This is a genomic window from Pantoea sp. JK (assembly GCF_026130245.1).
In the GTDB taxonomy this organism is placed as follows: Bacteria; Pseudomonadota; Gammaproteobacteria; order Enterobacterales; family Enterobacteriaceae; genus Pantoea; species Pantoea trifolii.
In genome coordinates this window covers 379967-406059 of record NZ_JAINFN010000003.1, presented here as the reverse complement: position 1 = coordinate 406059, position 26093 = coordinate 379967, and the positions used below count along the sequence as shown (strand labels likewise).

The following is a 26093-nucleotide window of genomic DNA, read 5'->3' as shown; positions in this document are numbered from 1 at the left end:
GATTCCACTTATGATGTTGCGGAAAATGCGGGATCGGAAAAAGCACTGGAAAAGTGCTCACTGAGTAACCTAGAATAGCCGTCCAGATGGTTTTCCATCTAAACTGATTAACATCCAGGCGGTGTGAGTTAATGCTCTCGCTGCCACTGCTTGCGGCTTTGCCTGAAGGGGCGTCGAGTTGGTCTGATCCCGCTTACGCTATGCAGTCGTATTCAAACCATTTTTAAGGTAAAGAACAGAATGGCTAAACACCTTTTTACATCTGAGTCCGTATCAGAAGGACATCCTGATAAAATCGCTGACCAAATTTCCGATGCCGTGCTGGATGCGATCCTCGAGCAGGATCCTAAAGCGCGCGTGGCCTGCGAAACTTACGTGAAGACCGGTATGGTGCTGGTTGGCGGTGAAATCACCACCAGCGCTTGGGTGGATATCGAAGAGATCACCCGTAATACCGTACGTGAAATCGGCTATGTCCATTCCGATATGGGCTTTGATGCGAACTCTTGCGCAGTGCTGAGCGCGATTGGTAAGCAATCTCCAGACATCAATCAGGGCGTTGACCGTACCGATCCGCTGGAACAAGGCGCGGGCGATCAGGGCCTGATGTTCGGCTACGCCAGCAACGAAACCGATGTGCTGATGCCAGCGCCGGTCACCTACGCGCACCGTCTGGTGCAGCGTCAGGCTGAAGTGCGTAAAAGTGGTTCACTGCCGTGGCTGCGTCCGGATGCAAAAAGCCAGATCACCTTCCAGTACGATGACGGCAAAATTGTCGGTATCGATGCGGTTGTGCTGTCAACTCAGCATGCTGAAGATGTGACCACCGCCGATCTGCGTGAAGCGGTGATGGAAGAGATCATCAAGCCGGTTCTGCCGACTGAGTGGATCACCGCCAGCACCAAATACCACATCAACCCAACAGGCCGTTTTGTCATCGGTGGTCCAATGGGCGACTGCGGTTTGACCGGTCGTAAAATTATCGTTGATACCTACGGCGGCATGGCGCGTCACGGTGGCGGCGCGTTCTCAGGTAAGGATCCGTCAAAAGTTGACCGCTCTGCCGCTTACGCCGCACGTTATGTGGCGAAGAACATCGTCGCGGCTGGCCTGGCTGACCGCTGTGAAATCCAGGTTTCTTACGCCATCGGCGTGGCTGAGCCAACCTCCATCATGGTTGAAACCTTCGGTACCGAGAAAGTTTCTACCGAGCAGCTGACGCTGCTGGTACGCGAGTTCTTCGACCTGCGTCCATACGGCCTGATTCAGATGATGGATCTGCTGAAACCGATCTATAAAGAGACCGCTGCATACGGTCACTTTGGTCGTGAGCACTTCCCGTGGGAGCAGACTGATAAAGCGGCGCAGCTGCGCGAAGCGGCGGGTTTGAAGTAACAGACTCCTCTGCGGGCTGATGCCGTTCTCTGCGGCCTGATGCCCTCACCCCGGCCCTCTCCCACGGGAGAGGGAGACGCTGCACGATTTGACATCGAAGCTCGCTTTTGGCGGGCTTTTTTTATGGCTTTGCATCGGCAGGCACATTTTTCTCCACTGTCTACACTTCTTTCACCTCGCTTACAACTTGGTGATAACGATTACATTTTGAAATCCTTTAACAATCGGCAATTTAGAGATTTTTCAGCGTAGTTATTAACGTGAAAATGCGTTATTTTCAGCGTCCTCTGATTGCCGGTATTTAGTGCGATGTCAGAAACTTAAAGGGTGCTATACCTTACTGGTTACGTAACTATTTCGGGCGGAAAATGCTGGATTGCAGGGTTTCAGCGTGTGTAACCGATTACACTGATGTGATCTTACTCACTTTTTTCCGCCGACAGGTTTCATAACATTGATAACAACAACGATGGATAAACTTTGGAGGCTTCATGCCTGGTAATACTCATAAGAGCAGAACTTCAAATAAGGTCATGACCTTGTTTGTCTGCTTTTTAGCGGCGCTGGCCGGCTTGCTGTTTGGATTGGATATCGGTGTTATCGCCGGTGCGCTGCCTTTCATCGCGAAAGACTTCAACGTCACCGCACATCAGCAAGAGTGGATCGTCAGCTCAATGATGTTTGGTGCTGCTGTTGGTGCTGTGGGCAGCGGCTGGATGTCATCGCGTCTCGGTCGTAAAAAGAGCCTGATGGCCGGTGCGATTCTGTTCGTTATCGGTTCGCTGTGGTCTGCCGGCGCAACCAGCCCGGAAATGCTGATCGCCGCACGTGTGGTGCTTGGCCTGGCCGTTGGTGTCGCCTCTTACACCGCGCCGCTGTATCTCTCTGAAATCGCGCCAGAGAAGATTCGAGGCAGCATGATTTCGCTGTACCAGCTGATGATCACCATCGGTATTCTGGCGGCGTATCTCTCCGATACCGCGTTCAGTGATGCTGGCGCATGGCGCTGGATGCTGGGCATTATCACCATTCCAGCGGTGCTGCTGCTCATCGGGGTATTCTTCCTGCCGAACAGCCCGCGCTGGCTGGCGGCTAAAGGTGATTTCCGCAGTGCTGAGCGCGTGTTATCGCGTCTGCGTGATACCAGCGAGCAAGCAAAACGCGAGCTGGATGAAATCCGTGAAAGCCTGAAAATCAAACAGTCAGGCTGGCAGCTGTTCCAGAGCAACAGCAACTTCCGCCGCGCGGTGTTCCTTGGCGTGCTGTTGCAGGTAATGCAGCAGTTCACCGGTATGAACGTCATCATGTATTACGCGCCGAAGATCTTCGAAATCGCTGGCTTCGCCAACACCACGCAGCAAATGTGGGGCACGGTGATTGTCGGCCTGGTGAACGTACTGGCCACCTTTATTGCTATCGGTCTGGTGGATCGCTGGGGCCGTAAACCAACGCTGGTGCTGGGCTTCATGGTGATGGCGATTGGTATGGGCATCCTTGGCACCATGCTGCACATTGGCATTCACTCGCCAGAAGCGCAGTACTTCGCGGTGGCGATGCTGCTGATGTTTATCGTTGGTTTTGCGATGTCTGCCGGTCCGCTGATTTGGGTCCTGTGTTCCGAGATTCAGCCGCTGAAAGGCCGCGACTTCGGTATCACGGTTTCCACCGCGACCAACTGGATTGCCAACATGATCGTTGGTGCCACCTTCCTGACCATGCTGAATACGCTGGGCAACGCGCCAACCTTCTGGGTTTACGCCGGTCTGAACGTGTTCTTCATTCTGCTGACGCTGGCGCTGATTCCAGAGACCAAAAACGTCTCGCTGGAGCACATCGAGCGCAACCTGATGCAGGGCAAAAAACTGCGCGATATCGGTCAAAAGTAATCCCGATAAGCGAATGCAAGGGCTGCCAACTGGCAGCCCTTTTTTACAGGTTCGTCATTAATGGCGACCACTGCACACTCAGTTGATTCAACCGCTGCAACCTTTTATGCTGCCCCACATGAAAACACCACGCCTTCCCATCGCCTTACAGCAAGCCGTCATGCGTTCACTGCGCCATTATTTGCAGCTGGCTAACGAAAAGCTGAAACGCCGATTTGATGAGCCCTCTTTGATCTATCAGCAGCGCGGTACCGCTGCGGGCACCGCATGGCTGGAGAAGTGGGAAATCCGCATCAATCCGGTGCTGCTGCTGGAGAATCAGCAGGCATTTGTTGATGAAGTGGTGCCGCACGAACTGGCGCATCTGCTGGTGTGGAAAACTTTTGGCCGCGTGCCACCGCACGGCAAAGAGTGGAAATGGATGATGGAGAGCGTGCTCGGTGTGCCTGCGCGTCGCACCCACAAGTTTGAAATCGACTCGGTGCGCAGCAACACCTTTCCCTATCGCTGCAGCTGCCAGCAGCATCAGCTTACGGTACGTCGCCATAACCGCGTGCTGCGCGGTGAAAGCGAATATCGCTGCGTACACTGCAAATCGCTGCTGCAACCCGGTGAGTTTTTATCGAAATAGTTTAGCAATATAGTTTGTAATATAGTTCAGCAACATAGCCTAATCTCATATCCCGTACGTGATCATTCTGTTACCCTGCCGCCCTTTTTCAGGACCAGGTTAATTTTTGGAATATGTCTCGCAAAACGCTGCTGTTACTTACCTTATTAGTTGCCCCGCTTAGCGCTTATAGCCTCAGTTTTACTCACTATCATCAAAACAATTTTAGTCAGGCCAAAACTTATGCCGCGCAGATCAACGCTGATGCGCCCGCCGACTTTTACTGCGGCTGCAAAATCAGCTGGCACGGCAAAAAGGGCGTGCCCGATTTAAACAGCTGCGGTTACAGCGTGCGTAAGAATGCCAATCGCGCCGAACGTATTGAGTGGGAACATGTGATGCCCGCATGGGAGTTCGGCCATCAGCGTCAATGCTGGCAGAACGGCGGACGCAAAAGCTGCAGCAAGGATGCCGATTACCGTCGCATCGAAAGCGATCTGCACAACCTGCAGCCCGCGATTGGTGAGGTAAACGGCGACCGCAATAACTTCCAGTACAGCCAGTGGAACGGCGGCGAACAGCAGTACGGTCAATGCAGCATGAAGGTTGATTTTAAGCAGAAACTGGCGCAGCCGCCGGAGCGTGCGCGTGGCGCCATTGCCCGCACTTACTTCTATATGCGCGACCAATATCATCTGCGCCTGTCGCGCCAGCAAACCCAGCTGTTTACCGCGTGGGATAAGCAATATCCGGTGACGACGTGGGAGTGCGAGCGCGACAATCGCATCGCCAAAGTGCAGGGAAATCACAATTCCTACGTACAGCAGGCTTGCCAGCGCTAAAAGCGCTACCCTACACTAGCTTTTTTCGATCGCGCCGTGTCTGCTGACACGGCATAACGCTGGCAGGAACCGCATGCGTATACCTCGCATTTATCATCCCGAATCTCTCGAAGTTAACAGTGACGTCTTCCTCGATGAGGATGCCGCTAACCATGTTGGACGCGTGCTGCGCATGACGGCCGGTCAGCAAATTGAGCTGTTTGATGGCAGTAATCTGACTTTTAGCGCCGAAATCACCCAGGCTGATAAAAAGCGTGTAAAAGTAAGGGTCCTTGCCAGTCAGGCTGATGACCGTGAATCCCCGCTGCATTTACACCTCGGCCAGGTAATGTCGCGCGGTGAAAAAATGGAATTCACTATCCAGAAATCGATCGAACTTGGCGTGAATGTGATTACGCCCTTGTTTTCTGAACGCTGCGGCGTAAAGCTGGATGCCGAGCGACTGGCGAAAAAGATTCAGCAATGGCAGAAAATCGCGATTGCCGCCTGTGAACAGTGCGGCCGTAATCGTGTGCCGGAAATTCGCGAACCGATGACGTTACAAGCCTGGTGCGCGGAAGCCGAAGACGGTTTGAAGCTCAATTTGCATCCGCGCGCCAGCCACAGCATCAACACATTGCCGCAGCCGGTTGAGCGTCTGCGCTTGCTGATTGGCCCGGAAGGTGGCTTAACCGCCGAAGAAATTGCCATGACTGCGCAGCAGGGTTTTACCGATATTCTGCTTGGACCACGCGTGTTGCGCACCGAAACCACCGCACTCACCGCCATTACGGCACTTCAGGTGAGGTTTGGTGACCTCGGTTAAGCGATACTTTCGGGTTCGAACGTAACTTCACAGCACAACGCTTTCGGGGTAGTTGCTTCCCCATTTAGGAGAGAATAATGATTAAGCTTGGCATCGTTATGGACCCCATTTCGTCCATCAACATTAAAAAAGACACCAGCTTCGCCATGTTGCTGGAAGCACAGCGCCGTGGTTACGAAATTCATTACATGGAGATGAGCGATCTCTCCCTGCGCGGTGGCGTGAGCTATGCGCGCACCCGTCTGCTGAGCGTTGAGCAGAACTACGACAACTGGTACACGTTTGGCAGCGAGCAGAATATCCCGCTGGCCGATCTTAACGTGGTGCTGATGCGTAAAGATCCGCCGTTCGACACCGAATTTATCTACGCTACTTACCTGCTGGAACGTGCAGAAGAGCAAGGCACGCTGATCGTTAACAAACCGCAGAGCCTGCGCGACTGCAACGAGAAGCTCTATACTGCGTGGTTCGCCGACCTGACGCCTGATACGCTGGTCACACGCAATAAAGAGCAGCTGCGCGCCTTCTGGCAGGAACATGGCGACGTGATCCTGAAGCCGCTGGACGGCATGGGCGGCGCATCGATCTTCCGCGTGAAGCAGGACGATCCCAACTTCGGCGTGATCACTGAAACTCTGACCAATCACGGCCAGAACTTCTGCATGGCGCAGAATTATCTGCCATCAATTAAAGACGGCGACAAACGTGTATTGGTGGTGGATGGCGAACCTGTGCCGTACTGCCTGGCGCGTATTCCGCAAGGCGGCGAAACGCGCGGCAACCTGGCGGCCGGTGGCCGTGGTGAAGCGCGTCCGCTAAGTGACAGCGACTGGGAAATTGCGCGTCGCGTCGGCCCAACGCTGAAAGCTAAAGGGCTGATTTTTGTCGGCCTGGATATCATCGGTGATAAACTGACTGAAGTTAACGTGACCAGCCCAACCTGCGTACGTGAAATCGAGGCCGCGTTCCCGATATCGATCACTGGCATGCTGATGGATGCCATTGAGAAACGCCTGGGCTGATGCCGTCGGAGTCTCCACTCCGTGAACACCCAAAACCGGCGCTGCCGCGGCTGCGCCGGTTATTTTTGGTATACGAGTGATAATGAATTTACAGCATCATTTTTTAATTGCGATGCCGTCGCTGCAGGACCCACTGTTCAAACGCTCGGTAGTTTATATCTGCGAGCACAATGAAGATGGCGCCATGGGTTTGATCGTCAATAAGCCGATGGATAACCTGACGGTCGAAGGCATTCTGAAAAAGCTAAAAATTAGCGCATCCGAACGCGATCCTGCCATTAAACTGGACAAGCCGGTGTTTGCCGGTGGTCCGCTGGCGGAAGATCGTGGTTTCATCCTGCACTCGGCGCAGCACATTTACTCCTCGAGCATTCGTATCTCAGACACCACGGTGATCACCACCTCGCGTGATGTGCTGGAAGCGATTGGTACCACTTCACAGCCCGATAACGTGCTGGTGGCGCTGGGATATTGCGCCTGGGAAAAAGGTCAGCTTGAGGATGAGCTGCTGGAGAATGCCTGGCTCACCTCGCCGGCTAACACCAATATTCTGTTCCAGACGCCCATCGCTGAGCGCTGGCGTGAAGCGGCACGCGGTTTAGGTGTCGATATTCACAATATCGCCACCGATGCAGGACACGCCTGATGGCCAGTGAAACCTTACTGGGCTTCGATTTCGGCACCAAAAGCATCGGCGTTGCGGTGGGTCAGCAGCTAACGGGCACCGCCCGTGCGCTGACGGCGCTAAAAGCGCAGGATGGCACGCCGGACTGGAAGCTGATCGAAAAGCTGCTGAAAGAGTGGCAGCCCGATTATGTGGTAGTGGGTTTGCCGCTGAATATGGATGGCACCGAACAGGAACTGACCGCGCGCGCGCGTAAGTTCGCCAATCGCCTGCATGGCCGCTTTGGCGTTCGCGTCGAGCTGCAGGACGAGCGTCTGAGCACCGTCGAAGCGCGTGCCGACCTGTTTGAACGCGGCGGCTTTCGAGCGTTGCAGAAAGGCCAGGTCGATTCCCAATCTGCAGTGATCATCCTCGAAGATTGGTTTGATACGCATTAAAGCCCGCATTTTGTAGGGTCGCCATTCAAGGCGACCAATATAACAACATGTTAAATCATCCCCGCCAACTGCCGCGCCTGCTCGCTCTGCGCAAAGGTCTGCATGCCCGCCTGCGCACCGGTTTGCAACACGCCAGGCAACTGATGCATCTTGCCTTCACGAATCAAATTCGCCACCGCCGGCGTCGCCACCAATACTTCAAACAAACCCACACGCCCGCCCGCTTTCGCCGGCACTAAACGTTGCGCCAGCACCGCTTTCAGGCTGCCCGCTAATTGGGTACGCACCAGGTTTTTCTCCTCGGCGGGAAACACATCCACCAGCCGATCGACCGCCTGGGTTGCGCCGCGCGTATGGAGCGTAGCCAGCACCAGATGCCCGGTTTCTGCCGCAGTGAGCGCCAAACGGATCGTTTCACTGTCGCGCAATTCACCGAGCAGAATCACATCAGGATCTTCACGCAGCGCAGCTTTCAGCCCGTATTGAAACGACGCGCAGTGCGCGCCGACCTCGCGCTGCTGAATCAGCGAGCGCTGGCTGCGATGTACAAACTCAATCGGATCTTCCAGCGTCAGGATGTGCCGCGCCTGCTGGCGGTTCAGACAATCCACCATCGCCGCCAGGGTGGTGGATTTGCCGCTGCCGGTGGCGCCGGTAATTAAAATCAGCCCCTCTTCCAGCTGTAACAGCTGGCTCACTACGTCGGGTAAATGCAGGCTGCTGAGATCGGGCGCCTGGCTGGCAATCAGCCGCAGCGCCAGCGATAAACCGTGACGCTGCATAAACAGGTTGGCGCGCAGCCGTACGCCGCTGGCAAGCGTGATGGCAAAGTCAACGTGGCCATTCTCCTCCAGTTCGGCCTGTTGCGGTGGCGTGAGCCACTGCTGCATAAAGGCTTCCAGCCAGCCGCCATCCAGCGCGCTCTGCTGTGGAATCGGCTCCAGCACGCCTTGTCGCCGCCAGTGCGGCAAATGTCCGCTGCAAAGGTGCAGATCGGCGGCGTTATGCTTTACACTAAGGGCCACAATTTCATCCAACTCCATTAACTTCTCCTGACTATGACTTCCATTGAGCACAACTTACAGCAAGTGCGTGAGCGTATCGCCGCTGCCGCCGCACGTTGCGGCCGCGCGCCAGAAGAAATTACGCTGCTTGCAGTGAGCAAAACCAAACCTGCGAGCGCGGTCGCAGAAGCCATTGCCGCTGGACAACAAGCGTTCGGTGAAAATTACGTGCAGGAAGGGGTTGAAAAAGTGGCTGAACTGGCCGCACATCCTGATTTGCAATGGCACTTTATCGGCCCGCTGCAATCCAATAAAAGCCGTCTGGTAGCGGAAAACTTCGCCTGGTGCCACACCGTTGACCGCCAGCGCATCGCGCAGCGCCTGAACGATCAGCGCCCGGCGTCGTTGCCACCGCTCAACGTGTTAATTCAGGTAAATATCAGTGACGAGAACAGCAAATCTGGCATCATGCTGGAGGCGCTGCCGGAGCTGGCGCAACAGATCGCCGCACTGCCGCAGCTGCGCTTGCGCGGGCTGATGGCGATTCCGGCGCCGGAGTCAGACTACGCGCGGCAACTGGCGGTGTGTCAGCAGATGGCCGCCGCGTTTCATGCCTTAAAACAGGATTATCCTGACGTCGATACGCTTTCTCTGGGAATGAGCGACGATATGGACGCGGCTATCGCCGCGGGCAGCACCATGGTGCGTGTTGGCACCGCCGTTTTTGGCGCGCGGGATTATGCGCGACCTTCACAACAATAATTGAGGAACCTCATGTTAACACTGACGTTTTTAGTCAAAACGCTGATCGATTTGTACGTGATGGTGCTGCTGCTGCGCATCTGGATGCAGTGGTCGCGCTGTGACTTCTACAATCCGCTGGCGCAGTTTGTCGTGAAGATCACCCAGCCGATCATCAAACCGCTGCGTCGTGTGATCCCGGCGATTGGCCCGATTGATACCGCATCGCTGCTGCTGGCCTTTGTGCTGACCACGCTGAAATATCCGATCCTGCTGCTGATTCAGGTCGGCGTGTTCTCGGTTGATCCCACCAACTTGCTGGTTGGCCTGCTATCGCTGGTGAAATCCGCCGGTTATCTGGTGTTCTGGGTGATCATCATTCGTTCGCTGATGAGCTGGATCAGCCAGGGTCGCGGCCCGGTGGATCAGGTTTTGATGCAGCTGACTGAACCGCTGATGTCGCCAATTCGCCGTATTCTGCCGGCGATGGGCGGTATCGATTTCTCTGCCATGATTGTGATTCTGGTGCTGTACGCGCTGAATTTCCTCGGCATGGACCTGTTCCCAGGTCTTTGGTATTTGCTGTAATTCGTCTATCTGGAACTGTTATGCAAAAAGTTGTTCTCGCGACCGGTAATCCGGGCAAAGTTCGTGAACTGGCCGATCTGTTAGCGGCCTTCGGGCTTGATATCGTGGCGCAAACCGAACTCGGCGTTGAGTCGGCGGAAGAAACCGGCCTGACCTTTATCGAAAACGCCATTCTGAAAGCGCGCCATGCGGCGGAGATCACCGGCTTACCGGCGATTGCCGACGATTCCGGTCTGGCGGTCGATGCGCTGGGCGGCGCGCCGGGGATTTACTCCGCGCGCTATGCGGGCGTTGATGCCAGCGATCAGCAAAATCTGGATAAGCTGCTGCTGGCATTGGAAAAGGTGCCGGATGGCGAACGTCAGGCGCAATTCCACTGCGTGCTGGTTTACGTGCGTCACGCCGCCGATCCAACGCCGCTGGTGTTCCACGGTAGCTGGGCCGGGGAAATTACCCGCGCGGCAGCGGGCGCAGGCGGTTTCGGTTACGATCCCATCTTCTATGTCCCTGAATCAGGTAAAACGGCGGCAGAGCTGAGTAAAGACGAAAAGCGCGCCGTCTCTCACCGTGGTAAAGCATTGACGCTGCTGCTGGAAGCGATGCGCAATGCCTGAGTTACCTCCTTTAAGCCTGTACATCCACATTCCGTGGTGTGTGCAAAAGTGTCCGTACTGTGATTTCAACTCTCACGCGTTAAAAGGCGAGGTGCCGCACATTGAGTATGTGCAGCACCTGCTTAACGATCTCGAACAGGATTTGCCGCTGACAGGCGGGCGTGAAGTGCGCACTATTTTCATCGGCGGCGGTACGCCAAGCCTGCTAAGCAGTAATGCGATGCAGATGCTGATGGACGGCGTGCGTGCGCGTTTACCGCTGGCGGCCGAGGCGGAAATCACCATGGAAGCCAATCCAGGCACCGTGGAAGCCGATCGCTTTAGCGCCTACCAGAAAGCCGGTATTAACCGTATTTCGATTGGCGTGCAGAGTTTCAGTCCGCAGAAGCTGGAGCGCCTTGGCCGTATTCACGGGCCGGAAGAAGCGGTGCGCGCGGCACAGCTGGCGGAAGGTTTAGGTCTGCGCAGCTTTAACCTCGACCTGATGCACGGCTTGCCGGATCAGTCGCTGGAAGAAGCGCTGGATGATTTGCGCCAGGCAATTGCGCTCAATCCGCCACATCTGTCGTGGTATCAGCTGACAATTGAGCCGAATACCTTATTCGGTTCGCGTCCGCCCAAACTGCCGGATGACGATGCGCTGTGGGATATCTTTGAGCAAGGCCATCAACTACTAAGCGCTGCGGGTTATCAGCAGTATGAAACCTCGGCGTATGCCAAACCGGGTTATCGCTGCGAGCACAATCTCAACTATTGGCGTTTCGGTGATTACCTCGGCATTGGCTGTGGCGCGCACGGCAAGCTGACACAGGCCGATGGTCGAATTGTGCGTACGGTGAAAACCCGTCATCCGCGCGGCTTTATGAAAGGCACCTATCTCGATAAGCAGCACGACGTCGCCGAGAACGACAAACCGTTCGAATTCTTTATGAACCGTTTCCGTCTGCTGGAAGCGGCACCGCGCGCCGATTTCCGTCGCTATACCGGCATGGATGAGCAGGTGATTCGCCCGCAAATTGATGCGGCGATAACTGCGGGATACGTGGTGGAAACCACTGAGAACTGGCAGATTACCGAGAAAGGGAAACTGTTCCTGAACTCGCTGCTGGAGCTGTTCTTAAGCGAAGATGAGTGAGTAAAAAAGGCCGGGAAACCGGCCTTTTAGTTTTTTAACCTTTAACGCCCTGCATCAAGCCTTTACGCTGATCTTCCAGCACGGTAACGCGGTTACACACTTCGTGGCCGAAGTTCTGGAAATCCTGCTCCTGCTTATTCCACTCTGCCTGCACCGACTGCTGTAGGCCGCCAAGGTTGCCCATGATTGCCTGCAGTGGATTGCTGCCGTTTGCTGCCTGGCTGCTGCCCATTTCGTTGAGGCTATCCTGCATGATGCCGCCGAGCGTGCTCTGCACCAGCTTCTCGCCTTCCGCGCGCACCTGATCGATGGCCTGATGATGGAAGGTCAAACCGTCTGGACGATGCTCAATAATGCGGTTCATTTGCTGCTTAAGCTGACCATCCAGCCTGGTGAGGCGATTACGCACGTTGCTGTTCTCGCCGAGCTTTTCGACAATCACTTTATCCAGCGCCACGCGGCTGCGCTCCAGACGCGAGGTCGCGCCGCTATCGATCCACGGCAAATCGCGACGCAGCGCGGTTTGATAATCGATAGCTTTCTGGCGCGCGGCGTTATCCACGTTGACCTTCTGGCCATTAAACTGCACATCGCCCTGCGGAGTGATTTCGAGGTTGCCGTTGGTGCCCACCACCTGCACGCTCTGCGGTTTAATGATCACATCATCCTGTGGCTTGACGCTGCACTCGTATGCAGCCTGAGCCTGAGTTGCCGCCAGCAGCAGCGCGGCGATAAGTGCCTTACGAACCATGAAATCTCCCATAAACGAAAAACCGCCGATGCCTTGCCTTTCGTACAGGTCAGGCGTCGGCGGCGCAGCGATTTTGGTGACGGCCAGCGCACAGCATCCGGAGCGTACATTAGTACGTGAGGAATGCGCGCACTGCCCGGTGCCAAAATAGCAAGTGAGCTAGCCTGAAGCGATTACTCAGAAGAGCAGTATATTAGTCCCACCAAACGTCGAAGAGTTCAGTCACCTGCACATCGGTCAGGTTGTGGGCTTCCAGCCACTTGCGCACCAGCTCGCGGTGCTCATCAGTGCATTTGCCGGTTTCCTGCAAGCACACCAAACCTTCCCACACCAGATAACCGCTGCCGTCATACGCCAGACCATTTGGCGCGATCACTTCATTAATGAACTGATCAACAGTGGCGTCGATTTGCTCCTCAGTGGTGCCTTCGGCGAAACGCCAGGCGACGGAGAAACCTAATTCCTGAAACTCATCAATATGCAGTTTTTTACGCAAACGACGGCTACGCTGTACGGCCATTATTTCACCCTCTCAAACATCAGATCCCACACGCCATGGCCCAGTCGCTGCCCGCGCTGCTCAAACTTGGTTAACGGACGCGTTTCTGGACGCGGCACGTAATTGTTACTTTCCGACTGATTTTTATATCCGTCGATGCTGCTCATCACTTCTAACATGTGTTCAGCGTAGGCTTCCCAATCGGTCGCCATATGGAACACGCCGCCCAGCTTCAATTTGCGCATCACCAGCTCAGCAAACGGCACCTGTACGATGCGGCGTTTGTTATGGCGCGCTTTGTGCCACGGATCCGGGAAGAACAGCTGCACCATGCGCAGCGAGTTATCCGGAATCATCTTCTGCAGCACTTCCACCGCGTCGTGACACATCACGCGCAGGTTTTCCACGCCCGCTTCCTTCGCCGATGCCAGGCAAGCCCCCACGCCAGGCGCATGCACTTCCAAGCCGAGGAAGTTCTGATGCGGATTATTCTGCGCCATGGTCACCAGCGAGGCGCCCATGCCGAAACCGATCTCCAGCACCACCGGCGCGTCTCGGCCAAACAGCGTCACCAGATCCAGCGGCTCCTGCTGGAACTCCACGCCCATCTCCGGCCATAAATTATCGAGCGCGAGCTGCTGTCCTTTCGTTAAGCGCCCCTGACGGCGCACAAAACTGCGGATACGGCGTAATGGCCGCCCGTTCTCATCAAATTCTGGGGTGATGACGTCATTAATCATGTTGAAGCCTGCTGGTTAGCCTGTTCTGGGAAACGGGCATTATGCAAAGTTAGGAAGCAGAAGCAAGCCTTTGCAATGTTCCGGTTTACACCCTGAGGTCTCTGTGCTGGAATTCCTGCCTGATTGTAGAGTAAACACGGAAAATTTCCTTCTTATGATGCAAGCGCCGACGTTCGCGCAACAAGTGCTGGATTGGTATCAGCGCTTTGGTCGCAAAACCCTGCCGTGGCAGCAGGAGAAAACGCCGTACAAGGTATGGCTCTCTGAAGTGATGCTGCAGCAAACCCAGGTTGCTACCGTCATTCCCTATTTTGAACGCTTTATGGCGCGCTTCCCAACGGTGGCCGATCTGGCGGCTGCGCCGCTGGATGAAGTGCTGCATCTGTGGACCGGTCTCGGCTATTACGCGCGTGCGCGTAATCTGCACAAAGCCGCGAAACAGGTGGTGGAGATGCACGGCGGCGAGTTCCCGCGTAACTTTGACGATGTTGCGGCGCTGCCGGGCATTGGTCGTTCGACTGCGGGCGCGGTGTTGTCGCTGTCGCTGGGTCTGCACTTCCCGATTCTGGATGGCAACGTAAAACGCGTGCTGGCGCGCTGCTACGCGGTGGGCGGCTGGCCGGGTAAAAAGGACGTTGAAAAACGGCTGTGGCAGATCAGCGAAGAGGTCACGCCAGCGGCAGGCGTCAGCCAGTTCAATCAGGCGATGATGGACCTTGGCGCGTTAGTATGTACTCGCTCACGCCCTAAATGCGAAATCTGCCCGCTCAATAGCGGATGCGTTGCTTATGCCAACAGCAGCTGGGCTGAATATCCCGGCAAGAAACCTAAGCAGACTTTGCCAGAACGCAGTGGCTGGATGTTGATGATGCAGGATGGTGATGATGTGTGGTTAGAGCAGCGTCCGCCGGTTGGCCTGTGGGGCGGATTGTTCTGCTTTCCGCAGTTTACAACTGAGCAAGCGCTAACTGACTGGCTAACCGAGCGCGGCATTCATGCCAAACCGCAGCAGCTCACCGCATTCCGCCACACCTTCAGCCATTTCCACTTAGACATTGTGCCTATGTGGCTCGCATGGCCTTCCGCTGGGTCGCTGATGGATGAAGCGGGCGGTCTCTGGTATAACTTAGCGCAACCACCGTCAGTGGGTTTGGCGGCGCCGGTTGAGCGCTTGCTGCATGAAATGCGCCATCCCCAGCAGCTTACGCGTCGAGCAGACGCGACCGAAGAGGAAGAGTAATGAGCCGCACCATTTTTTGTACTTATCTGCAACGCGACGCTGAGGGTCAGGACTTTCAGCTCTATCCTGGCGAGCTGGGTAAGCGCATCTTTAATGAGATCTCCAAAGAAGCCTGGCAGCAGTGGATGTCCAAGCAAACCATGCTGATCAATGAGAAGAAATTGAGCATGATGAACCCGGAAGATCGCAAAGTGCTGGAGAAGGAGATGATCAATTTCCTGTTCGAAGGCAAAGATGTGCACATTGAAGGTTACACCCCGCCAGAAAAATAACCGTTCAGGGCTTCCCTTTGAGGCCCTCTTTTTCGATTCAGGCACGCATTAACAATGAATAAAAAACTGATAGCGCTCTTGGTGATTGCACCACTTTTGGTCTCCTGCTCCGGACAAAAAAAATCGCAGTACCATGAAGAGTGGGTCAAGGACACCAACGGTTTTGATATTTTGATGGGTCAGTTTGCCCACAATATTGAAAACATTTGGGGAATCAATGAAGTTCTGATCGCCGGACCGAAAGATTACGTCAAATATAGCGACGGCTATTACACCCGCAGTCACATCAATTTTGACAGCGGTAGCATCACCATTGAGACCATTTCCGGCACCGATCCGATGGCCAGCCTGCGTCAGGCGATCATCACCACGCTGTTGATTGGCGAAGATCCGGGCAATGTCGATCTCTACTCCGATGCCAACGATATTCAAATCAGTAAAGAGCCGCTGCTGTACGGCCAGGTGCTGGATAATACCGGCCAGCCGATTCGCTGGCAGGGCCGCGCCGGTAGCTTTGCTGATTACCTGATTCAAAACAAACTGCAGAAACGCACCTCCGGATTGCACGTCATCTGGTCGGTTACCATTCCGATGGTGCCCAACCACCTCGACAAGCGTGCGCACAAATATCTGCCGATGGTGCGTAAAGCCGCTGAGCAATATGGCGTCGATGCGTCACTGATTCTGGCTATTATGCAGATTGAATCGAGCTTCAACCCGTATGCGGTGAGCCATGCTGATGCGCTGGGACTGATGCAGGTGGTGCAGCATACCGCCGGTGTCGATGTGTTCCGCATGAAGGGCAAAGGCGGCAAACCAAGCCGCAGCTATCTGCTTGATCCTGAGAATAATATTGATGCGGGCACCGCGTATTTATCGCTGCTGCAGAGAAGTTATTTAGGTGGGATTCAGGATCCGACATCACGGCGTTATGCGGTGATTACGGCCTACAACGGCGGTGCGGGCAGCGTGCTGCGCGTGTTCTCCAGCGATAAGGATCGCGCGTTCTCGTCGATAAATAGTATGTCGCCGACGGAAGTTTACCAGACGCTGACCACCAACCATCCATCGGCGGAATCGCGTCGTTATCTGTATAAAGTGAGCCAGGCGCAGCGCAGTTATCGTCGGTTTTAAGCTGGTGCGGTTTGCCCCTCATCCCAACCTTCTCCCGCCTGCGGGAGAAGGAGCTAAAAATTCCCTCTCCCGCTAGCGGGAGAGGGTTAGGGTGAGGGCAATCAGCTCACCATCATATTCGCCACTAGACACAAACGCCCGCTCTCATCTTCTTCGGTGTAAACCCCTTGCAGCTCAGGCGAGAAGCCCGGCAGCAGGTTGATGCCCTCTTCCAGCGCAAGGAAATAGCGCTGCACCGCGCCGCCCCACACTTCGCCAGGTACTACGCACAACACGCCCGGCGGATACGGTAACGCACCTTCGGCCGCAATGCGCCCTTCGGCTTTGGCAATCGGCACCAGCTCCACTTCGCCACGAATGTAGGCCTGATGCGCATCCTGCGGATTCACTTTCACCGGCGGGAAGCAGGCTGAACGGAACATCGCTTTCTGCAGATCCTTAACGTCGAAACTGACGTAGAGATCGTGCATCTCCTGACACAAGCGGCGCAGCGTGTAACCTTTGTAGCGCTCGATATTCTTGCGATACACGCTCGGCAGCACTTCCGCCAGCAGCGCATCCTCGCGTACGTGCTGCTCAAACTGCACCAGCATCGCCACCAAATGCGCCATCTTCTCCGGCGTTTCCGCTGGCGTCAGCAGGAACAGAATCGAGTTGAGGTCGCACTTCTCCGGCACGATGCCGTTCTCGCGCAGATAGTTGGCCAGAATAGTCGCGGGAATCCCGAAGCTGGTGTACTCACCGCTGGCGGCATCGATGCCCGGCGTGGTAAGCAGCAGCTTGCACGGATCAACCAGATACTGTTGTTGCGCGTAACCTTCAAAGCCGTGCCACTTCGCGCCCGGTTCCAGGCTGAAGTAAGCGGGATCGGCGGCGATGGCTTCCGTTTCCGCCGCTTGCCACAGTTTGCCGTGGACCTTCTCCGGCAGGAACGGCTGGATCATCTCACAACGTTCCAGAATCGCTTTGCGCGCATCAATGCCGATAGTGACGCACTCGTGCCACATGCTGCGTCCCGCTTCGCCTTTGTGCATGCGGGCGTTGATATCCAGCGCAGCAAACAGCGGATAGAACGGGCTGGTTGAGGCGTGCAGCATAAACGCATTGTTGAGGCGCTTGTGCGGACAGAAACGCTTCTGCCCACGGATGTGATTGTCTTTCTTGTGGATTTGCGACGTCTGCGAGAAACCGGCCAGCTGCTTGTGCACCGACTGCGTGACAAAGATGCCCGGATCGTTCTCGTTCAACTCCAGCGTCAGCGGCGAACAGCCGGCCATCAGCGGAATAAACTGCTCGTAGCCGACCCACGCCGAATCGAACAGGATGTAATCGCACAGATGGCCGATGCGATCGACCACCTGACGCGCGTTGTACACCGTGCCGTCGTAGGTGCCGAGCTGAATAATCGCCAGGCGGAATGGACGCTGTTCGTTAGCACGATCGGGTGCCACTTTGGCGATTTCTTCACGCAGATAAGCATCGTCAAAACAGTGCGCATCAATGCCGCCGATAAAGCCAAACGGATTGCGCGCCGCTTCCAGATAGACCGGCGTCGCGCCCGCCTGAATCAGCGCGCCGTGATGGTTGGATTTGTGGTTGTTGCGGTCAAACAGCACCAGATCGCCGCGCGTCAGCAGCGCGTTGGTCACCACTTTGTTGGCGCTGGAGGTGCCGTTAAGCACGAAGTAGGTTTTATCGGCGTTAAACACTTTCGCCGCGAACTTCTGCGCGTCTTTGGCTGAGCCTTCGTGAATCAGCAGATCGCCGAGCTTAACGTCGGCGTTGCACATATCAGAACGGAACACGTTCTCGCCGTAGAACTCATAGAACTGACGTCCCGCCGGATGCTTGCGGAAGAAAGCGCCGCCCTGATGTCCCGGACAGGCAAACGTGCTGTTCTGCATATCGACGTAGCGCGTGAGCGTGTCGAAAAATGGCGGCAACAACTCGGCTTCATAGGCCTGCGCGGCATCCTCCAGCGCGTCCCACTCTTCTGGCGCGCCGTTGATTTCACCGGTGACGCCGGGCAGCTTCAGCACTTCTTCATCGAATGCATTGGCGACAAACACCGGCAGGTTAAAGCCGATTTTGCGCAACAGCGTCAGCACGCCACTGCGCGTGTCCGACAAGGTGATCACGACCGCAGCGACATCGGTAAAGTCGGTATTGTCCAGCGTCACCACGTCGCGCGCAGTGTTCAGACTAAGGGTTGGCGCTACAGCAACGCTGGCAGCAATTTTCAATGGGTTCATAACACAAATCCCTGAGAGAGGATGAGTGGGTGCCGATGGCACAGCAATGAGGAGGTTTCCTCGGCGAAGTAAATCTGGGAGTTGATCACTAACTGGGGCGCAATCATGTCATCTTTTTTTTGCGGGAACAACCGCTGCGCGGCCCCTCACCCCAGCCCTCTCCCGCAAGCGGGCGAGGGAGCCGATTGAGCCGTTCTTAACATTCCCTCTCCCACTCGTGGGAGAGGGTTAGGGTGAGGGCAAAAAAGGAGTACTATTACCCCACTTTCCTCAACCAGCCGGAGGCTGCATGTTCAAGGCATTGGTCATTGAAAATGATGAACAGGGATACCGCACATCCCTGAAAGATCTGTCAGAAAAACAACTGCCCGATCAGGATGTCACCCTCGAAGTAAGCTACTCCACGCTCAACTACAAAGACGCACTCGCCATCTGCAACAAAGGCCCGATTGTGCGGCAATTCCCGATGGTGCCGGGCATCGATTTTGTTGGCCGGGTGATCAGCAGCCGCCATGCCGAATGGCAGCAAGACGATGTGGCGCTGCTCACCGGCTGGGGCGTAGGCGAAAAACACTGGGGCGGACTGGCGCAGAAAGCCAGCGTTTCGGGCGACTGGCTGGTGAAAGTGCCGGCCGCACTTAGCCCGCTACAAACCATGGCGATTGGCACCGCTGGTTTAACCGCCATGCTGTGCGTACTGGCGCTGGAAAAACAGGGCATCACGCCGCAGCACGGCCCGGTTTTAGTCACCGGCGCGAGTGGCGGCGTGGGCAGTTTCAGCGTCAGCTTACTGGCGCGTCTCGGCTATGAGGTTATTGCGTCCAGCGGTCGCGCCAGCGATAGCGATTACCTGATCAACACGCTTGGCGCTACATCGATCATCGATCGCGCAGAGCTGAGCGAGCCGGGCAAACCGCTGGCGAAAGAGCGCTGGGCGGCGGCGATTGATAGCGTTGGCAGCCACACGCTGGCCAATGTGTTAGCGGGCATCAAGCGCGATGGCGTGGTGGCGGCATGCGGCATGGCGCAAGGTTTGGATCTGCCGACCAGCGTCGCGCCGTTCATTCTGCGCGGCGTGGTGCTGGCGGGCGTGGATAGCGTGATGTGCGCCAAACCGCTGCGTCAGCAGGCGTGGCAGCGCCTGGCGGAACTGGTGGATGGCGACCTGTTGCAGCAGTTAACCAAAGTGATTCCGCTGAGCGAAGCGCGTGAAGGTGCCGAGCAGCTGCTGGCGGGTAAAGTACGCGGCAGATTGATCGTCGATTGCCGCTGATGTTTTCGTAGGGCCGCCATTCGTGGCGACCTTATACACATCAATCACGGCCTGGTGGGCATAAATGCCCACCCTACGAAAACCCTACGTGCATAAATGCCCACCCTACGAAACATTATGCACGTAACTGAATCTGCGGCCTGCCCTTCTCATCCTGCAGCATCACATCCAGCTCCGCCTGATACCAGCGCGTCAGCGTGCTTTCGGTCATCACTTCATGCGGCGCGCCTTCTGCCACCAGCTTGCCCTGATGCAGCAACAGCACGCGATCCGACCACAGTGACGCCAGATTCAGATCGTGCAGCACGGTACAGACGCTGAAGCGTCCGTTGCGCGTCAGGCGATGCAACAAGCGCAAACTGTGCTGCTGCCAGAACAGATCCAGCGCGGAAGTGGGTTCATCGAGAAACAGCCAGCCGCGCGGGCCATCGTCATGCCACAACTGAGCCAGCACGCGCGCCAGCTGCACGCGCTGCTGTTCACCACCGGAAAGCGATCGATAATCGCGCTGTGCCAGCTCAAGGCTGCCGGTAATCTGCATCACTTCTTCAATCACCGCTTTGGATTGAGCGGCAGGCCAGGGCGCACGCCCCATCGCCACCACATCGGCGGCGGGCAGCGGAAAACTCACGCTATTTTGCTGACGCATCACCGCGCGGCGCTGCGCCAGCGGTTCGCGCGGCCAGCTGTTTAGCGGACGATCGCCGAGCCAGCACTCGCCCGCTTCTGGCGTGAGAAACCCGGTGAGCAAGCGCAGCAGCGTGGATTTCCCCGCGCCGTTGGGACCAATCAGCGCAATCATTTCGCCAGGCTGCAAAGTCAGGGAAACGTCGTCGATCAAGGCGCGTGAGCCGTGGCTAAAACGCAGACCGTGCGCCTGCATGCAGTCACTCATTCATCCCCCTTGGGCTCACGCAGAATCAGCCAGAGAAACCACGGGCCGCCCAGCAGACTGGTTAACAGGCCAACCGGCATTTCCGCCGGCACTACCACGGTGCGCGCCAGCGTATCGGCCAGCAGCAGCAAAATCGCGCCCGCCAGCGCCGAACCCGGCAGCATCCAGCGATGATCGCTGCCGAGACAGAAGCGCATCAGGTGCGGCACCACTAAACCGACAAAGCCGATAATGCCGCTCACCGCCACGGCGGTGCCCACCAGCAACGCACTCAGCACCAGCAGCTGACGCTGCGTGCGCTTTACGTCGATGCCCATGTAATGCGCGTCTTCTTCACCGAGTTGCAGCAAGTTGAGACGGCGCGCGCGCAGCTGAATCGCCATCAGTGCCGGCAGAATCAGCACTGCGCACACCAGCAAACTCGGCCACTGCGCCGCGCTTAAACTGCCCATGCCCCACAGCGCCAGCTGACGCAGCTGCTGATCGTTACTCAGCCACGACAGCACGCCAACCGCCGCGCCACATAAGGCATTGATGGCGATGCCGACCAGCAGCAAGCGCGATAAATTTCCCAACGCCAGACGGCTAAAACTGAAGATCAGCAGCGTCACCACCAAACTGCCCATAAAGGCAGCGAGAGTTGGCAGCCACAGCGCCAGCAGCGGCGGCAAGCCGAGTGGGATAACGATCGATATCGCCACCGCCAACCCCGCTCCGCTGCTGATGCCGAGCAAACCGGGATCGGCCAGCGGATTGCGAAACAATCCCTGCATCACCGCGCCGGACACTGCCAACGCCATGCCGAGCAGCACCGCCAGCAGCACGCGCGGCAGGCGGATGTTGATCCAGATTTGCCACGCCATATCGCTGAGCGGCGCACGCAGCAAGGTGCGCATTGAAAGCGGCATCGCGCCGAAGTTGGCGGCCAGCAGCATACACATCACCATGCTGATGCCCATCACACACAGCCAGCGAAGCATGGAGGTATTAGTCATGTTTTACTGCTTCAGCGGCACGACGCAACTTCACAATCGCGCCCGGCGTATCAAGACCAAAGCTCAGCAGCGCCATCTCATCAACCACCAGTAAAGCGCGATGCTGACCGGCTGGCGTCAATGCCAAACCGGGCAGCGCCCACACTTTCTCTTCGCCGCCCAGCGTACGCAGGCCATCTTCACCCACCACGATCAAATCCGGTGCGGCGGCGACCACGCCTTCCTGCGACAGCTGCAGATAGTGCGGCACCACCGCCATCGCGTTGATCAGACCGGCGCTGCGAATCGCGCCGTCCGCGCCGGTTTGCGCGCCTGCCGCTTGGGTGCGCATGCCGCCGTGCGCCATGATAAACAGCACTTTAACGGGCAACGGTTGTTGCGGGATCTGCGCGCGCTGTTTGTTGACCTTTTCGATCAACGCGTTGGCTTCATCTTCACGATGCAGCGCCTTGCCGATGGTGGCGATTTTTTCCGGGATGGCGTCGAGGCTGTTTTTGCCGGTGACATCCACCACCTTCACACCCGCCTGCTCCACCTGCTGCAACACCAGCGACGGTTTTGCCAGCTCGCTGCTCAGCACCAGCGTCGGCTTCAGCGCCAGAATCCCTTCGGCATTCAGCTGACGCATATAACCGACATCCGGCAGCTTGTTGGCCTGCGCCGGATACTGGCTGGTGCTGTCGCGTGCCACCAGATCCTGCTGCGCATCCAGGGCGTAGATGATTTGCGTGACGTCACCGCCAATCGAGATTACCCGCTCGGCCGCTACAGCCGGCAGCGCCAGCGCAGTCAGCAGCAACAGAAGTTTTTTCATGCTAGCGCCTCCAGCGACATCACCTGCTCGCGCCAGCGCGCCTGCTCTGGCGTGCCTTCGCTGCGCTGGCCGTACAGCTGCGCGATCTGCGTGCCGTCGGCAGCAAACAGTTCCAGGCTGGTGACGAAGCCGTCGCCGCTCGGTTTGCGCGTCACCCAGCTTTCGCTGATGTGATCCGCCATCAAATGCAGCGTGAAGGTCGGATTGAAGATGTTGATCCAGTTATCCATCGGCATCAGCTTCTCTACCGCGCCGGTGAAGATCTGCGTGCAGCCACGGTTGCCGATGAAAATCATGATTTCGTTGCCATCCTGCTGCGCCAGATCCAGCAACTGCGCCAGCGAGTCATTACTCACCTGACGTGCCAGATCGTCCGCCACCGCGCGGAACGCCTGCGGGCGCGAGATGTTGTGACGCTTCAGCAGACCAAAGAACTGATGCACATCGGTGATGGCACGCCATTCGGCTTCCACTTTGCTGGCATCAATCGCGTTGCTGTATTGCGGCGCGCTGGCGGGCTGCGGATCTAACGCCGCCGCATTCTCCAGCACAAGTTCCGCAATCAGTGCATCCCACGCGGCCATATCAGTGTTGTCGGTGGTGTAGATTTTCAACACCGCATCAGCGTGGCGATCAAAAATCTGGATGCTTTGACGTTCTCCGTGAGCGCTCTGCTCGCGCAGGAAGAACGCGCTGTGCCACTGACTCGGGAACAGGCGCTGATCGAGCGCGCGCGGGTTGAGAATCAGTCCGGCGTGTTCGCCGAGGTGCAGGTTTTCATATTTGCCCACCTGCTCGTGAACTGCATATTCATTGCGGGTAATGCTTTTGGTTTCTCCCACTGCCGCCAGTGCCGCCAGCAGCGCTGGGAAATCGGCTTTTAACGCCTTTGCATCCTGGCCGACACGCGCTTCACACAGCTGCGCTTCGCCAATGCCCATCAATGCTGCGAGATCGCGCGCGTACTTTTTCGGATGCTCGCCTTTCAGCGCCAGATAGTGATCGTAACGTGGGTTCATTGCCTTGCTCCATGAAAATGCCCTGCGCTGCCGCAGGGCGAAAAGTGATTAGAAATCGACGTTCACACCCAGTTGGAAGGTGCGGCCTGGCATCACCGCCAGGTTGATGTCGTTGCGTTCCTGGGCATTGCTGCTGGTCAGCGTGCGGCTGCTGGTGTAATCCCAGTATTTGCGATCGGTAATGTTGTAGATGCCGCCGCTCAGCTTGACGTTTTTCGTCGCCTGCCAGTAAGCCGTCGCATCCACCATGCCGTAACCCGGTACGCGCATATATTCCGAGGTGGAATCGGTGATCGCCGTGCCAGTGTTGGTGTAGCTTTCGCGGTTGGTCGCCGTGGCCTGCTTGCCTTTCACAAAGGTGGCGGTCAGCGCTGCACCGTAACCGCGCGCTTTGTCATCCCACGCCAGGCCAACAATCGCTTTCAATGGCGCGACGCTATCGAGATCGATGTACTTGTCACCGGCGTAGCTGGACTTGGATTTACCTTCGTTATAGCCCAGCGCAAAGGTGCTGCTCAGGCCATCCACTTGCGGAAACCAGGTGCCGTAATTCACTTTGGTTGAGATCTCAGCACCATAAATGTAGGCCTTATCGCGGTTTTCAGCCTGATAGCTGGTGTAGATGTTGCTCGGTACGTTGACGAACATCTCCGGATTGGCCGAGCGACGATAGCGGGTGTAAGCGATGAAGTTTTTGTACTGGTTGTAGAACACCGAGGTGTTGACCGTTACGCCTTCAGCCGCCTGGCCTTTCAGGCCCCATTCGAAGTTGTTGCTGGTTTCGGTTTTCAGATCGGTATTACCAATCAGCGCATACTGCGCGCTACCCGCATAGCTGGAGCCGAGGTTCCATGAGCCATACAGTTGGCTGGTGGTTGGGAACTGCACGCCGCGTTTATATTGCAGATAGGTAGTCAGCGCTGGCGTTAAGTCGTACTGGAAGGTCAGCGATGGCAGCACCTGCGTATCGGAGTTGGTTTTGCCGTACAGCGCATCAACCTGCTCTTCGGTCAGCACCGTGCTGCCGTTAGTCAGATCGCCCAGATTTTTCGGTTTGGTGCTTTGATACATTACGCGCACGCCAGGAATAACCGCGAAGTTGCGGCTATCAAGATCGAAATTGATCTTGTCTTGCAGGTAACCCGCCACCGCGAAGGTGCGGCTGTCAGACTGCGGCTGCGTGATGGCGCTGAAGGTGCTCGGCGTTGGCTCCTGACGGAACGGACGCTCGCTGTTATCCAGGCGCGCGTTGACACCGGCGCTCAGCTCATGGCGGCCCAGCGTTTTGGTGCCGCGCGTGTCGAAGCCGTAGGTATCGACGTTGAAATCAGAGTAAACAAAACCATACTGGCTAGCGCTGGTTGGCAGATAAGTGTTGTCGTGCGCCTGCGTTTGCTGCCAGTAAAGGCGCGTGGTCAGCGTATCGATAAAGTCGTTGTACGGCGTCCACTCATCCGCCAGATTGATGCCCCAGCGGCGCGTATCACTCTGCTGCTGCGCGGTGCCCCAAACGGTGTTACCGCTGGTGTCCCAGGTATCGTAATGGCTGTGATTGGTTTTGTGATAGTAATCGAAAGTAGCGCTCAGCTTGTGCTGATCGTTCGGCTGCCAGATGCCGGACGTCATAAAGGCGTCAGAGTGCCAGTTGGCCGGATAAGCATCGATCACGCCGCTGTTGTTCTCGGTTTCCTGACCGTCGCGACGGCTGTAAACAAACAGGCCGCGCAGCTCATCATCGCCGGCGGCGGCGGTGATGCCGTTGTGCCAGCTACGATTCGATGAGTCGTAACCGCTCTGATAACCGAAGTAGGTTTTTTTGTCGCTGCTAAGGTAATCGTCGGCGCTTTTGTTATGGAATGAGACGTTACCGCCAATCGAGGTATTCGGTTGATCCACCGCCGTGGCGCCCTTCTCGATATCAACGCTGCCGAACATGTAGGGATCGATGTAATCACGGCCAATTCCAAAGGTGTTGTTGCCGGTTCGGCTGACGTAAGGACGGCCGGTGGCATCTGGAATCGGAATGCCGTCGATATCCATGCCGACGCGGTTACTCTCCAGACCACGAATGTTGTAACCGGTATAGCCCGCGCGGTCGAAACCGCTTTTGCCGGCCGAGGATCCGCCGCTGGATCCGGTGGCGCTGATCAGCGGCTCATAACGCATGATCGAACCGAAATCATTCGCACCGCGTTTTTGCAGCTCTTGTGCCGTGATGGTGGTTTTATTGCCGGCCTGCTGTTTTGGCGCGGTGACGGTGAGAACCGGTTCATTGCTGGTACTGTCGCTGGCGGCAAAACTGCAAGCGGCATGAATGGCTGAAGATAAGATGGCAACTTTGAAAAGACGTTGCTGGGCCGTTCCCTGAAAGAGTGAAGACATGCGCGAAATACCTGGTTAATTGTTAGTATTCGCTCACTTGCTTGCTGCCTGAAAGTACGGGCTTGGGTTAAAAGACCGTAAAAAAATATGGACTTATTTTATGTAATAAATGATGTCGACAGG

26 protein-coding genes are annotated in these 26093 nt (G+C 56.4%); 16 read left to right on the top strand and 10 right to left on the bottom strand.

Annotated elements, in window-relative coordinates:
* Window positions 1–240 precede the first annotated feature (240 nt).
* From metK to ruvX, 8 genes are all read left to right on the top strand, one after another.
* A complete protein-coding gene (gene metK / locus PanJK_RS09475) occupies window positions 241–1395 on the top strand; it encodes a methionine adenosyltransferase (RefSeq protein ID WP_061720231.1) in 1155 nt (384 codons plus the stop codon).
* Window positions 1396–1886: 491 nt separating this feature from the next.
* Window positions 1887–3281: a sugar porter family MFS transporter gene (locus PanJK_RS09470; protein ID WP_265299211.1), complete on the top strand. Its 1395-nt coding sequence runs from the start codon at window positions 1887–1889 to the stop codon at window positions 3279–3281.
* 118 nt (window positions 3282–3399) lie between these two features.
* Window positions 3400–3912: a SprT family zinc-dependent metalloprotease gene (locus PanJK_RS09465; RefSeq protein WP_265299204.1), complete on the top strand. Its 513-nt coding sequence runs from the start codon at window positions 3400–3402 to the stop codon at window positions 3910–3912.
* 113 nt (window positions 3913–4025) lie between these two features.
* Entirely contained in the window at window positions 4026–4733 is a 708-nt protein-coding gene (gene endA / locus PanJK_RS09460) for a deoxyribonuclease I (protein ID WP_256697328.1), read from the top strand.
* Between the two features lie 73 nt (window positions 4734–4806).
* Window positions 4807–5538 (top strand): 16S rRNA (uracil(1498)-N(3))-methyltransferase, encoded by a 732-nt coding sequence (rsmE, locus tag PanJK_RS09455; RefSeq protein WP_265299202.1) that lies wholly within the window; start codon window positions 4807–4809, stop codon window positions 5536–5538.
* Between the two features lie 77 nt (window positions 5539–5615).
* Entirely contained in the window at window positions 5616–6560 is a 945-nt protein-coding gene (gene gshB / locus PanJK_RS09450) for a glutathione synthase (RefSeq protein WP_265299200.1), read from the top strand.
* 82 nt (window positions 6561–6642) lie between these two features.
* Window positions 6643–7206: a YqgE/AlgH family protein gene (locus tag PanJK_RS09445; RefSeq protein ID WP_256697332.1), complete on the top strand. Its 564-nt coding sequence runs from the start codon at window positions 6643–6645 to the stop codon at window positions 7204–7206.
* Entirely contained in the window at window positions 7206–7622 is a 417-nt protein-coding gene (gene ruvX, locus PanJK_RS09440; RefSeq protein ID WP_061720236.1) for a Holliday junction resolvase RuvX, read from the top strand. Before PanJK_RS09445 ends, ruvX begins: the two co-directional genes overlap by 1 nt.
* A gap of 50 nt (window positions 7623–7672) precedes the next feature.
* Here ruvX and PanJK_RS09435 read toward each other — a convergent pair whose 3' ends face one another.
* Entirely contained in the window at window positions 7673–8665 is a 993-nt protein-coding gene (locus tag PanJK_RS09435; protein ID WP_265299197.1) for a type IV pilus twitching motility protein PilT, read from the bottom strand.
* A 15-nt stretch (window positions 8666–8680) separates the two neighbouring features.
* On the opposite strand from PanJK_RS09435, the gene PanJK_RS09430 reads away from it, so the two are divergent.
* From PanJK_RS09430 to hemW, 4 genes are read left to right on the top strand one after another with little or no spacing between them, the layout of a single operon-like run.
* Window positions 8681–9388 (top strand): YggS family pyridoxal phosphate-dependent enzyme, encoded by a 708-nt coding sequence (locus PanJK_RS09430; protein WP_265299195.1) that lies wholly within the window; start codon window positions 8681–8683, stop codon window positions 9386–9388.
* 12 nt (window positions 9389–9400) lie between these two features.
* Window positions 9401–9955, top strand: a complete 555-nt coding sequence (locus PanJK_RS09425; RefSeq protein WP_008107240.1) for a YggT family protein — start codon at window positions 9401–9403, stop codon at window positions 9953–9955.
* A gap of 20 nt (window positions 9956–9975) precedes the next feature.
* Window positions 9976–10569 carry an XTP/dITP diphosphatase gene (locus PanJK_RS09420; RefSeq protein WP_265299192.1) on the top strand — a complete coding sequence of 198 codons (594 nt, stop codon included), beginning with the start codon at window positions 9976–9978 and terminating at the stop codon, window positions 10567–10569.
* Complete coding sequence (gene hemW, locus PanJK_RS09415; protein ID WP_265299189.1) at window positions 10562–11704, top strand: radical SAM family heme chaperone HemW; 1143 nt, start codon at window positions 10562–10564, stop codon at window positions 11702–11704. The genes PanJK_RS09420 and hemW overlap by 8 nt, the downstream gene beginning before the upstream one ends.
* 34 nt (window positions 11705–11738) lie before the next feature.
* Here hemW and PanJK_RS09410 read toward each other — a convergent pair whose 3' ends face one another.
* The 3 genes from PanJK_RS09410 to trmB all read right to left on the bottom strand — a co-directional run bounded on the left by PanJK_RS09410 (window position 11739) and on the right by trmB (window position 13694).
* Window positions 11739–12455 (bottom strand): DUF2884 domain-containing protein, encoded by a 717-nt coding sequence (locus PanJK_RS09410; RefSeq protein ID WP_265299187.1) that lies wholly within the window; start codon window positions 12453–12455, stop codon window positions 11739–11741.
* Between the two features lie 193 nt (window positions 12456–12648).
* Window positions 12649–12975 (bottom strand): YggL family protein, encoded by a 327-nt coding sequence (locus PanJK_RS09405; RefSeq protein ID WP_008107231.1) that lies wholly within the window; start codon window positions 12973–12975, stop codon window positions 12649–12651.
* Window positions 12975–13694 carry a tRNA (guanosine(46)-N7)-methyltransferase TrmB gene (gene trmB, locus PanJK_RS09400; RefSeq protein WP_008107230.1) on the bottom strand — a complete coding sequence of 240 codons (720 nt, stop codon included), beginning with the start codon at window positions 13692–13694 and terminating at the stop codon, window positions 12975–12977. Before trmB ends, PanJK_RS09405 begins: the two co-directional genes overlap by 1 nt.
* 154 nt (window positions 13695–13848) lie before the next feature.
* Between trmB and mutY the strand changes: the two genes are divergently transcribed.
* Genes mutY through mltC form a run of 3 tightly spaced genes read left to right on the top strand, consistent with a single transcriptional unit; the run spans window position 13849 to window position 16340 of the window.
* Window positions 13849–14934: an A/G-specific adenine glycosylase gene (gene mutY, locus PanJK_RS09395; RefSeq protein WP_256697340.1), complete on the top strand. Its 1086-nt coding sequence runs from the start codon at window positions 13849–13851 to the stop codon at window positions 14932–14934.
* Entirely contained in the window at window positions 14934–15206 is a 273-nt protein-coding gene (locus PanJK_RS09390; protein ID WP_007890330.1) for an oxidative damage protection protein, read from the top strand. The genes mutY and PanJK_RS09390 overlap by 1 nt, the downstream gene beginning before the upstream one ends.
* A gap of 54 nt (window positions 15207–15260) precedes the next feature.
* Window positions 15261–16340: a membrane-bound lytic murein transglycosylase MltC gene (mltC, locus tag PanJK_RS09385; protein WP_008107227.1), complete on the top strand. Its 1080-nt coding sequence runs from the start codon at window positions 15261–15263 to the stop codon at window positions 16338–16340.
* 101 nt (window positions 16341–16441) lie between these two features.
* Here mltC and PanJK_RS09380 read toward each other — a convergent pair whose 3' ends face one another.
* The gene (locus PanJK_RS09380; RefSeq protein ID WP_265299182.1) at window positions 16442–18592 is read right to left on the bottom strand and encodes an ornithine decarboxylase; all 2151 of its coding nucleotides are present in this window, start codon (window positions 18590–18592) and stop codon (window positions 16442–16444) included.
* Window positions 18593–18881: 289 nt separating this feature from the next.
* On the opposite strand from PanJK_RS09380, the gene PanJK_RS09375 reads away from it, so the two are divergent.
* Window positions 18882–19865: an MDR family oxidoreductase gene (locus tag PanJK_RS09375; protein ID WP_256697343.1), complete on the top strand. Its 984-nt coding sequence runs from the start codon at window positions 18882–18884 to the stop codon at window positions 19863–19865.
* Window positions 19866–19980: 115 nt separating this feature from the next.
* On the opposite strand, the gene PanJK_RS09370 is transcribed toward PanJK_RS09375, so the two are convergent.
* From PanJK_RS09370 to PanJK_RS09350, 5 genes are read right to left on the bottom strand one after another with little or no spacing between them, the layout of a single operon-like run.
* Window positions 19981–20760, bottom strand: a complete 780-nt coding sequence (locus PanJK_RS09370) for a heme ABC transporter ATP-binding protein (RefSeq protein WP_265299179.1) — start codon at window positions 20758–20760, stop codon at window positions 19981–19983.
* Window positions 20757–21755 (bottom strand): FecCD family ABC transporter permease, encoded by a 999-nt coding sequence (locus PanJK_RS09365; protein WP_256697346.1) that lies wholly within the window; start codon window positions 21753–21755, stop codon window positions 20757–20759. Before PanJK_RS09365 ends, PanJK_RS09370 begins: the two co-directional genes overlap by 4 nt.
* Window positions 21748–22569: a heme/hemin ABC transporter substrate-binding protein gene (locus tag PanJK_RS09360; protein WP_265299176.1), complete on the bottom strand. Its 822-nt coding sequence runs from the start codon at window positions 22567–22569 to the stop codon at window positions 21748–21750. Before PanJK_RS09360 ends, PanJK_RS09365 begins: the two co-directional genes overlap by 8 nt.
* Entirely contained in the window at window positions 22566–23588 is a 1023-nt protein-coding gene (locus PanJK_RS09355; protein ID WP_265299172.1) for a hemin-degrading factor, read from the bottom strand. Before PanJK_RS09355 ends, PanJK_RS09360 begins: the two co-directional genes overlap by 4 nt.
* A 48-nt stretch (window positions 23589–23636) precedes the next feature.
* On the bottom strand, window positions 23637–25970 hold the full coding sequence (locus tag PanJK_RS09350; protein ID WP_265299169.1) for a TonB-dependent receptor domain-containing protein: 2334 nt from the start codon (window positions 25968–25970) through the stop codon (window positions 23637–23639).
* Window positions 25971–26093 lie beyond the last annotated feature (123 nt).

Coding starts and splice junctions, on each gene's coding strand:
- rsmE (WP_265299202.1), top strand. CDS start 4,807: ATGCGTATACCTCGCATTTATCATCCCGAATCTCTCGAAGTTAACAGT.
- PanJK_RS09465 (WP_265299204.1), top strand. CDS start 3,400: ATGAAAACACCACGCCTTCCCATCGCCTTACAGCAAGCCGTCATGCGT.
- PanJK_RS09370 (WP_265299179.1), bottom strand. CDS start 20,760: ATGAGTGACTGCATGCAGGCGCACGGTCTGCGTTTTAGCCACGGCTCA.
- PanJK_RS09405 (WP_008107231.1), bottom strand. CDS start 12,975: ATGGCCGTACAGCGTAGCCGTCGTTTGCGTAAAAAACTGCATATTGAT.
- PanJK_RS09430 (WP_265299195.1), top strand. CDS start 8,681: ATGACTTCCATTGAGCACAACTTACAGCAAGTGCGTGAGCGTATCGCC.
- metK (WP_061720231.1), top strand. CDS start 241: ATGGCTAAACACCTTTTTACATCTGAGTCCGTATCAGAAGGACATCCT.
- ruvX (WP_061720236.1), top strand. CDS start 7,206: ATGGCCAGTGAAACCTTACTGGGCTTCGATTTCGGCACCAAAAGCATC.
- PanJK_RS09360 (WP_265299176.1), bottom strand. CDS start 22,569: ATGAAAAAACTTCTGTTGCTGCTGACTGCGCTGGCGCTGCCGGCTGTA.
- endA (WP_256697328.1), top strand. CDS start 4,026: ATGTCTCGCAAAACGCTGCTGTTACTTACCTTATTAGTTGCCCCGCTT.
- mutY (WP_256697340.1), top strand. CDS start 13,849: ATGATGCAAGCGCCGACGTTCGCGCAACAAGTGCTGGATTGGTATCAG.
- PanJK_RS09425 (WP_008107240.1), top strand. CDS start 9,401: ATGTTAACACTGACGTTTTTAGTCAAAACGCTGATCGATTTGTACGTG.
- mltC (WP_008107227.1), top strand. CDS start 15,261: ATGAATAAAAAACTGATAGCGCTCTTGGTGATTGCACCACTTTTGGTC.
- PanJK_RS09470 (WP_265299211.1), top strand. CDS start 1,887: ATGCCTGGTAATACTCATAAGAGCAGAACTTCAAATAAGGTCATGACC.
- PanJK_RS09435 (WP_265299197.1), bottom strand. CDS start 8,665: ATGGAGTTGGATGAAATTGTGGCCCTTAGTGTAAAGCATAACGCCGCC.
- PanJK_RS09410 (WP_265299187.1), bottom strand. CDS start 12,455: ATGGTTCGTAAGGCACTTATCGCCGCGCTGCTGCTGGCGGCAACTCAG.
- PanJK_RS09420 (WP_265299192.1), top strand. CDS start 9,976: ATGCAAAAAGTTGTTCTCGCGACCGGTAATCCGGGCAAAGTTCGTGAA.
- PanJK_RS09380 (WP_265299182.1), bottom strand. CDS start 18,592: ATGAACCCATTGAAAATTGCTGCCAGCGTTGCTGTAGCGCCAACCCTT.
- PanJK_RS09355 (WP_265299172.1), bottom strand. CDS start 23,588: ATGAACCCACGTTACGATCACTATCTGGCGCTGAAAGGCGAGCATCCG.
- PanJK_RS09375 (WP_256697343.1), top strand. CDS start 18,882: ATGTTCAAGGCATTGGTCATTGAAAATGATGAACAGGGATACCGCACA.
- PanJK_RS09365 (WP_256697346.1), bottom strand. CDS start 21,755: ATGACTAATACCTCCATGCTTCGCTGGCTGTGTGTGATGGGCATCAGC.
- trmB (WP_008107230.1), bottom strand. CDS start 13,694: ATGATTAATGACGTCATCACCCCAGAATTTGATGAGAACGGGCGGCCA.
- PanJK_RS09445 (WP_256697332.1), top strand. CDS start 6,643: ATGAATTTACAGCATCATTTTTTAATTGCGATGCCGTCGCTGCAGGAC.
- PanJK_RS09390 (WP_007890330.1), top strand. CDS start 14,934: ATGAGCCGCACCATTTTTTGTACTTATCTGCAACGCGACGCTGAGGGT.
- gshB (WP_265299200.1), top strand. CDS start 5,616: ATGATTAAGCTTGGCATCGTTATGGACCCCATTTCGTCCATCAACATT.
- hemW (WP_265299189.1), top strand. CDS start 10,562: ATGCCTGAGTTACCTCCTTTAAGCCTGTACATCCACATTCCGTGGTGT.
- PanJK_RS09350 (WP_265299169.1), bottom strand. CDS start 25,970: ATGTCTTCACTCTTTCAGGGAACGGCCCAGCAACGTCTTTTCAAAGTT.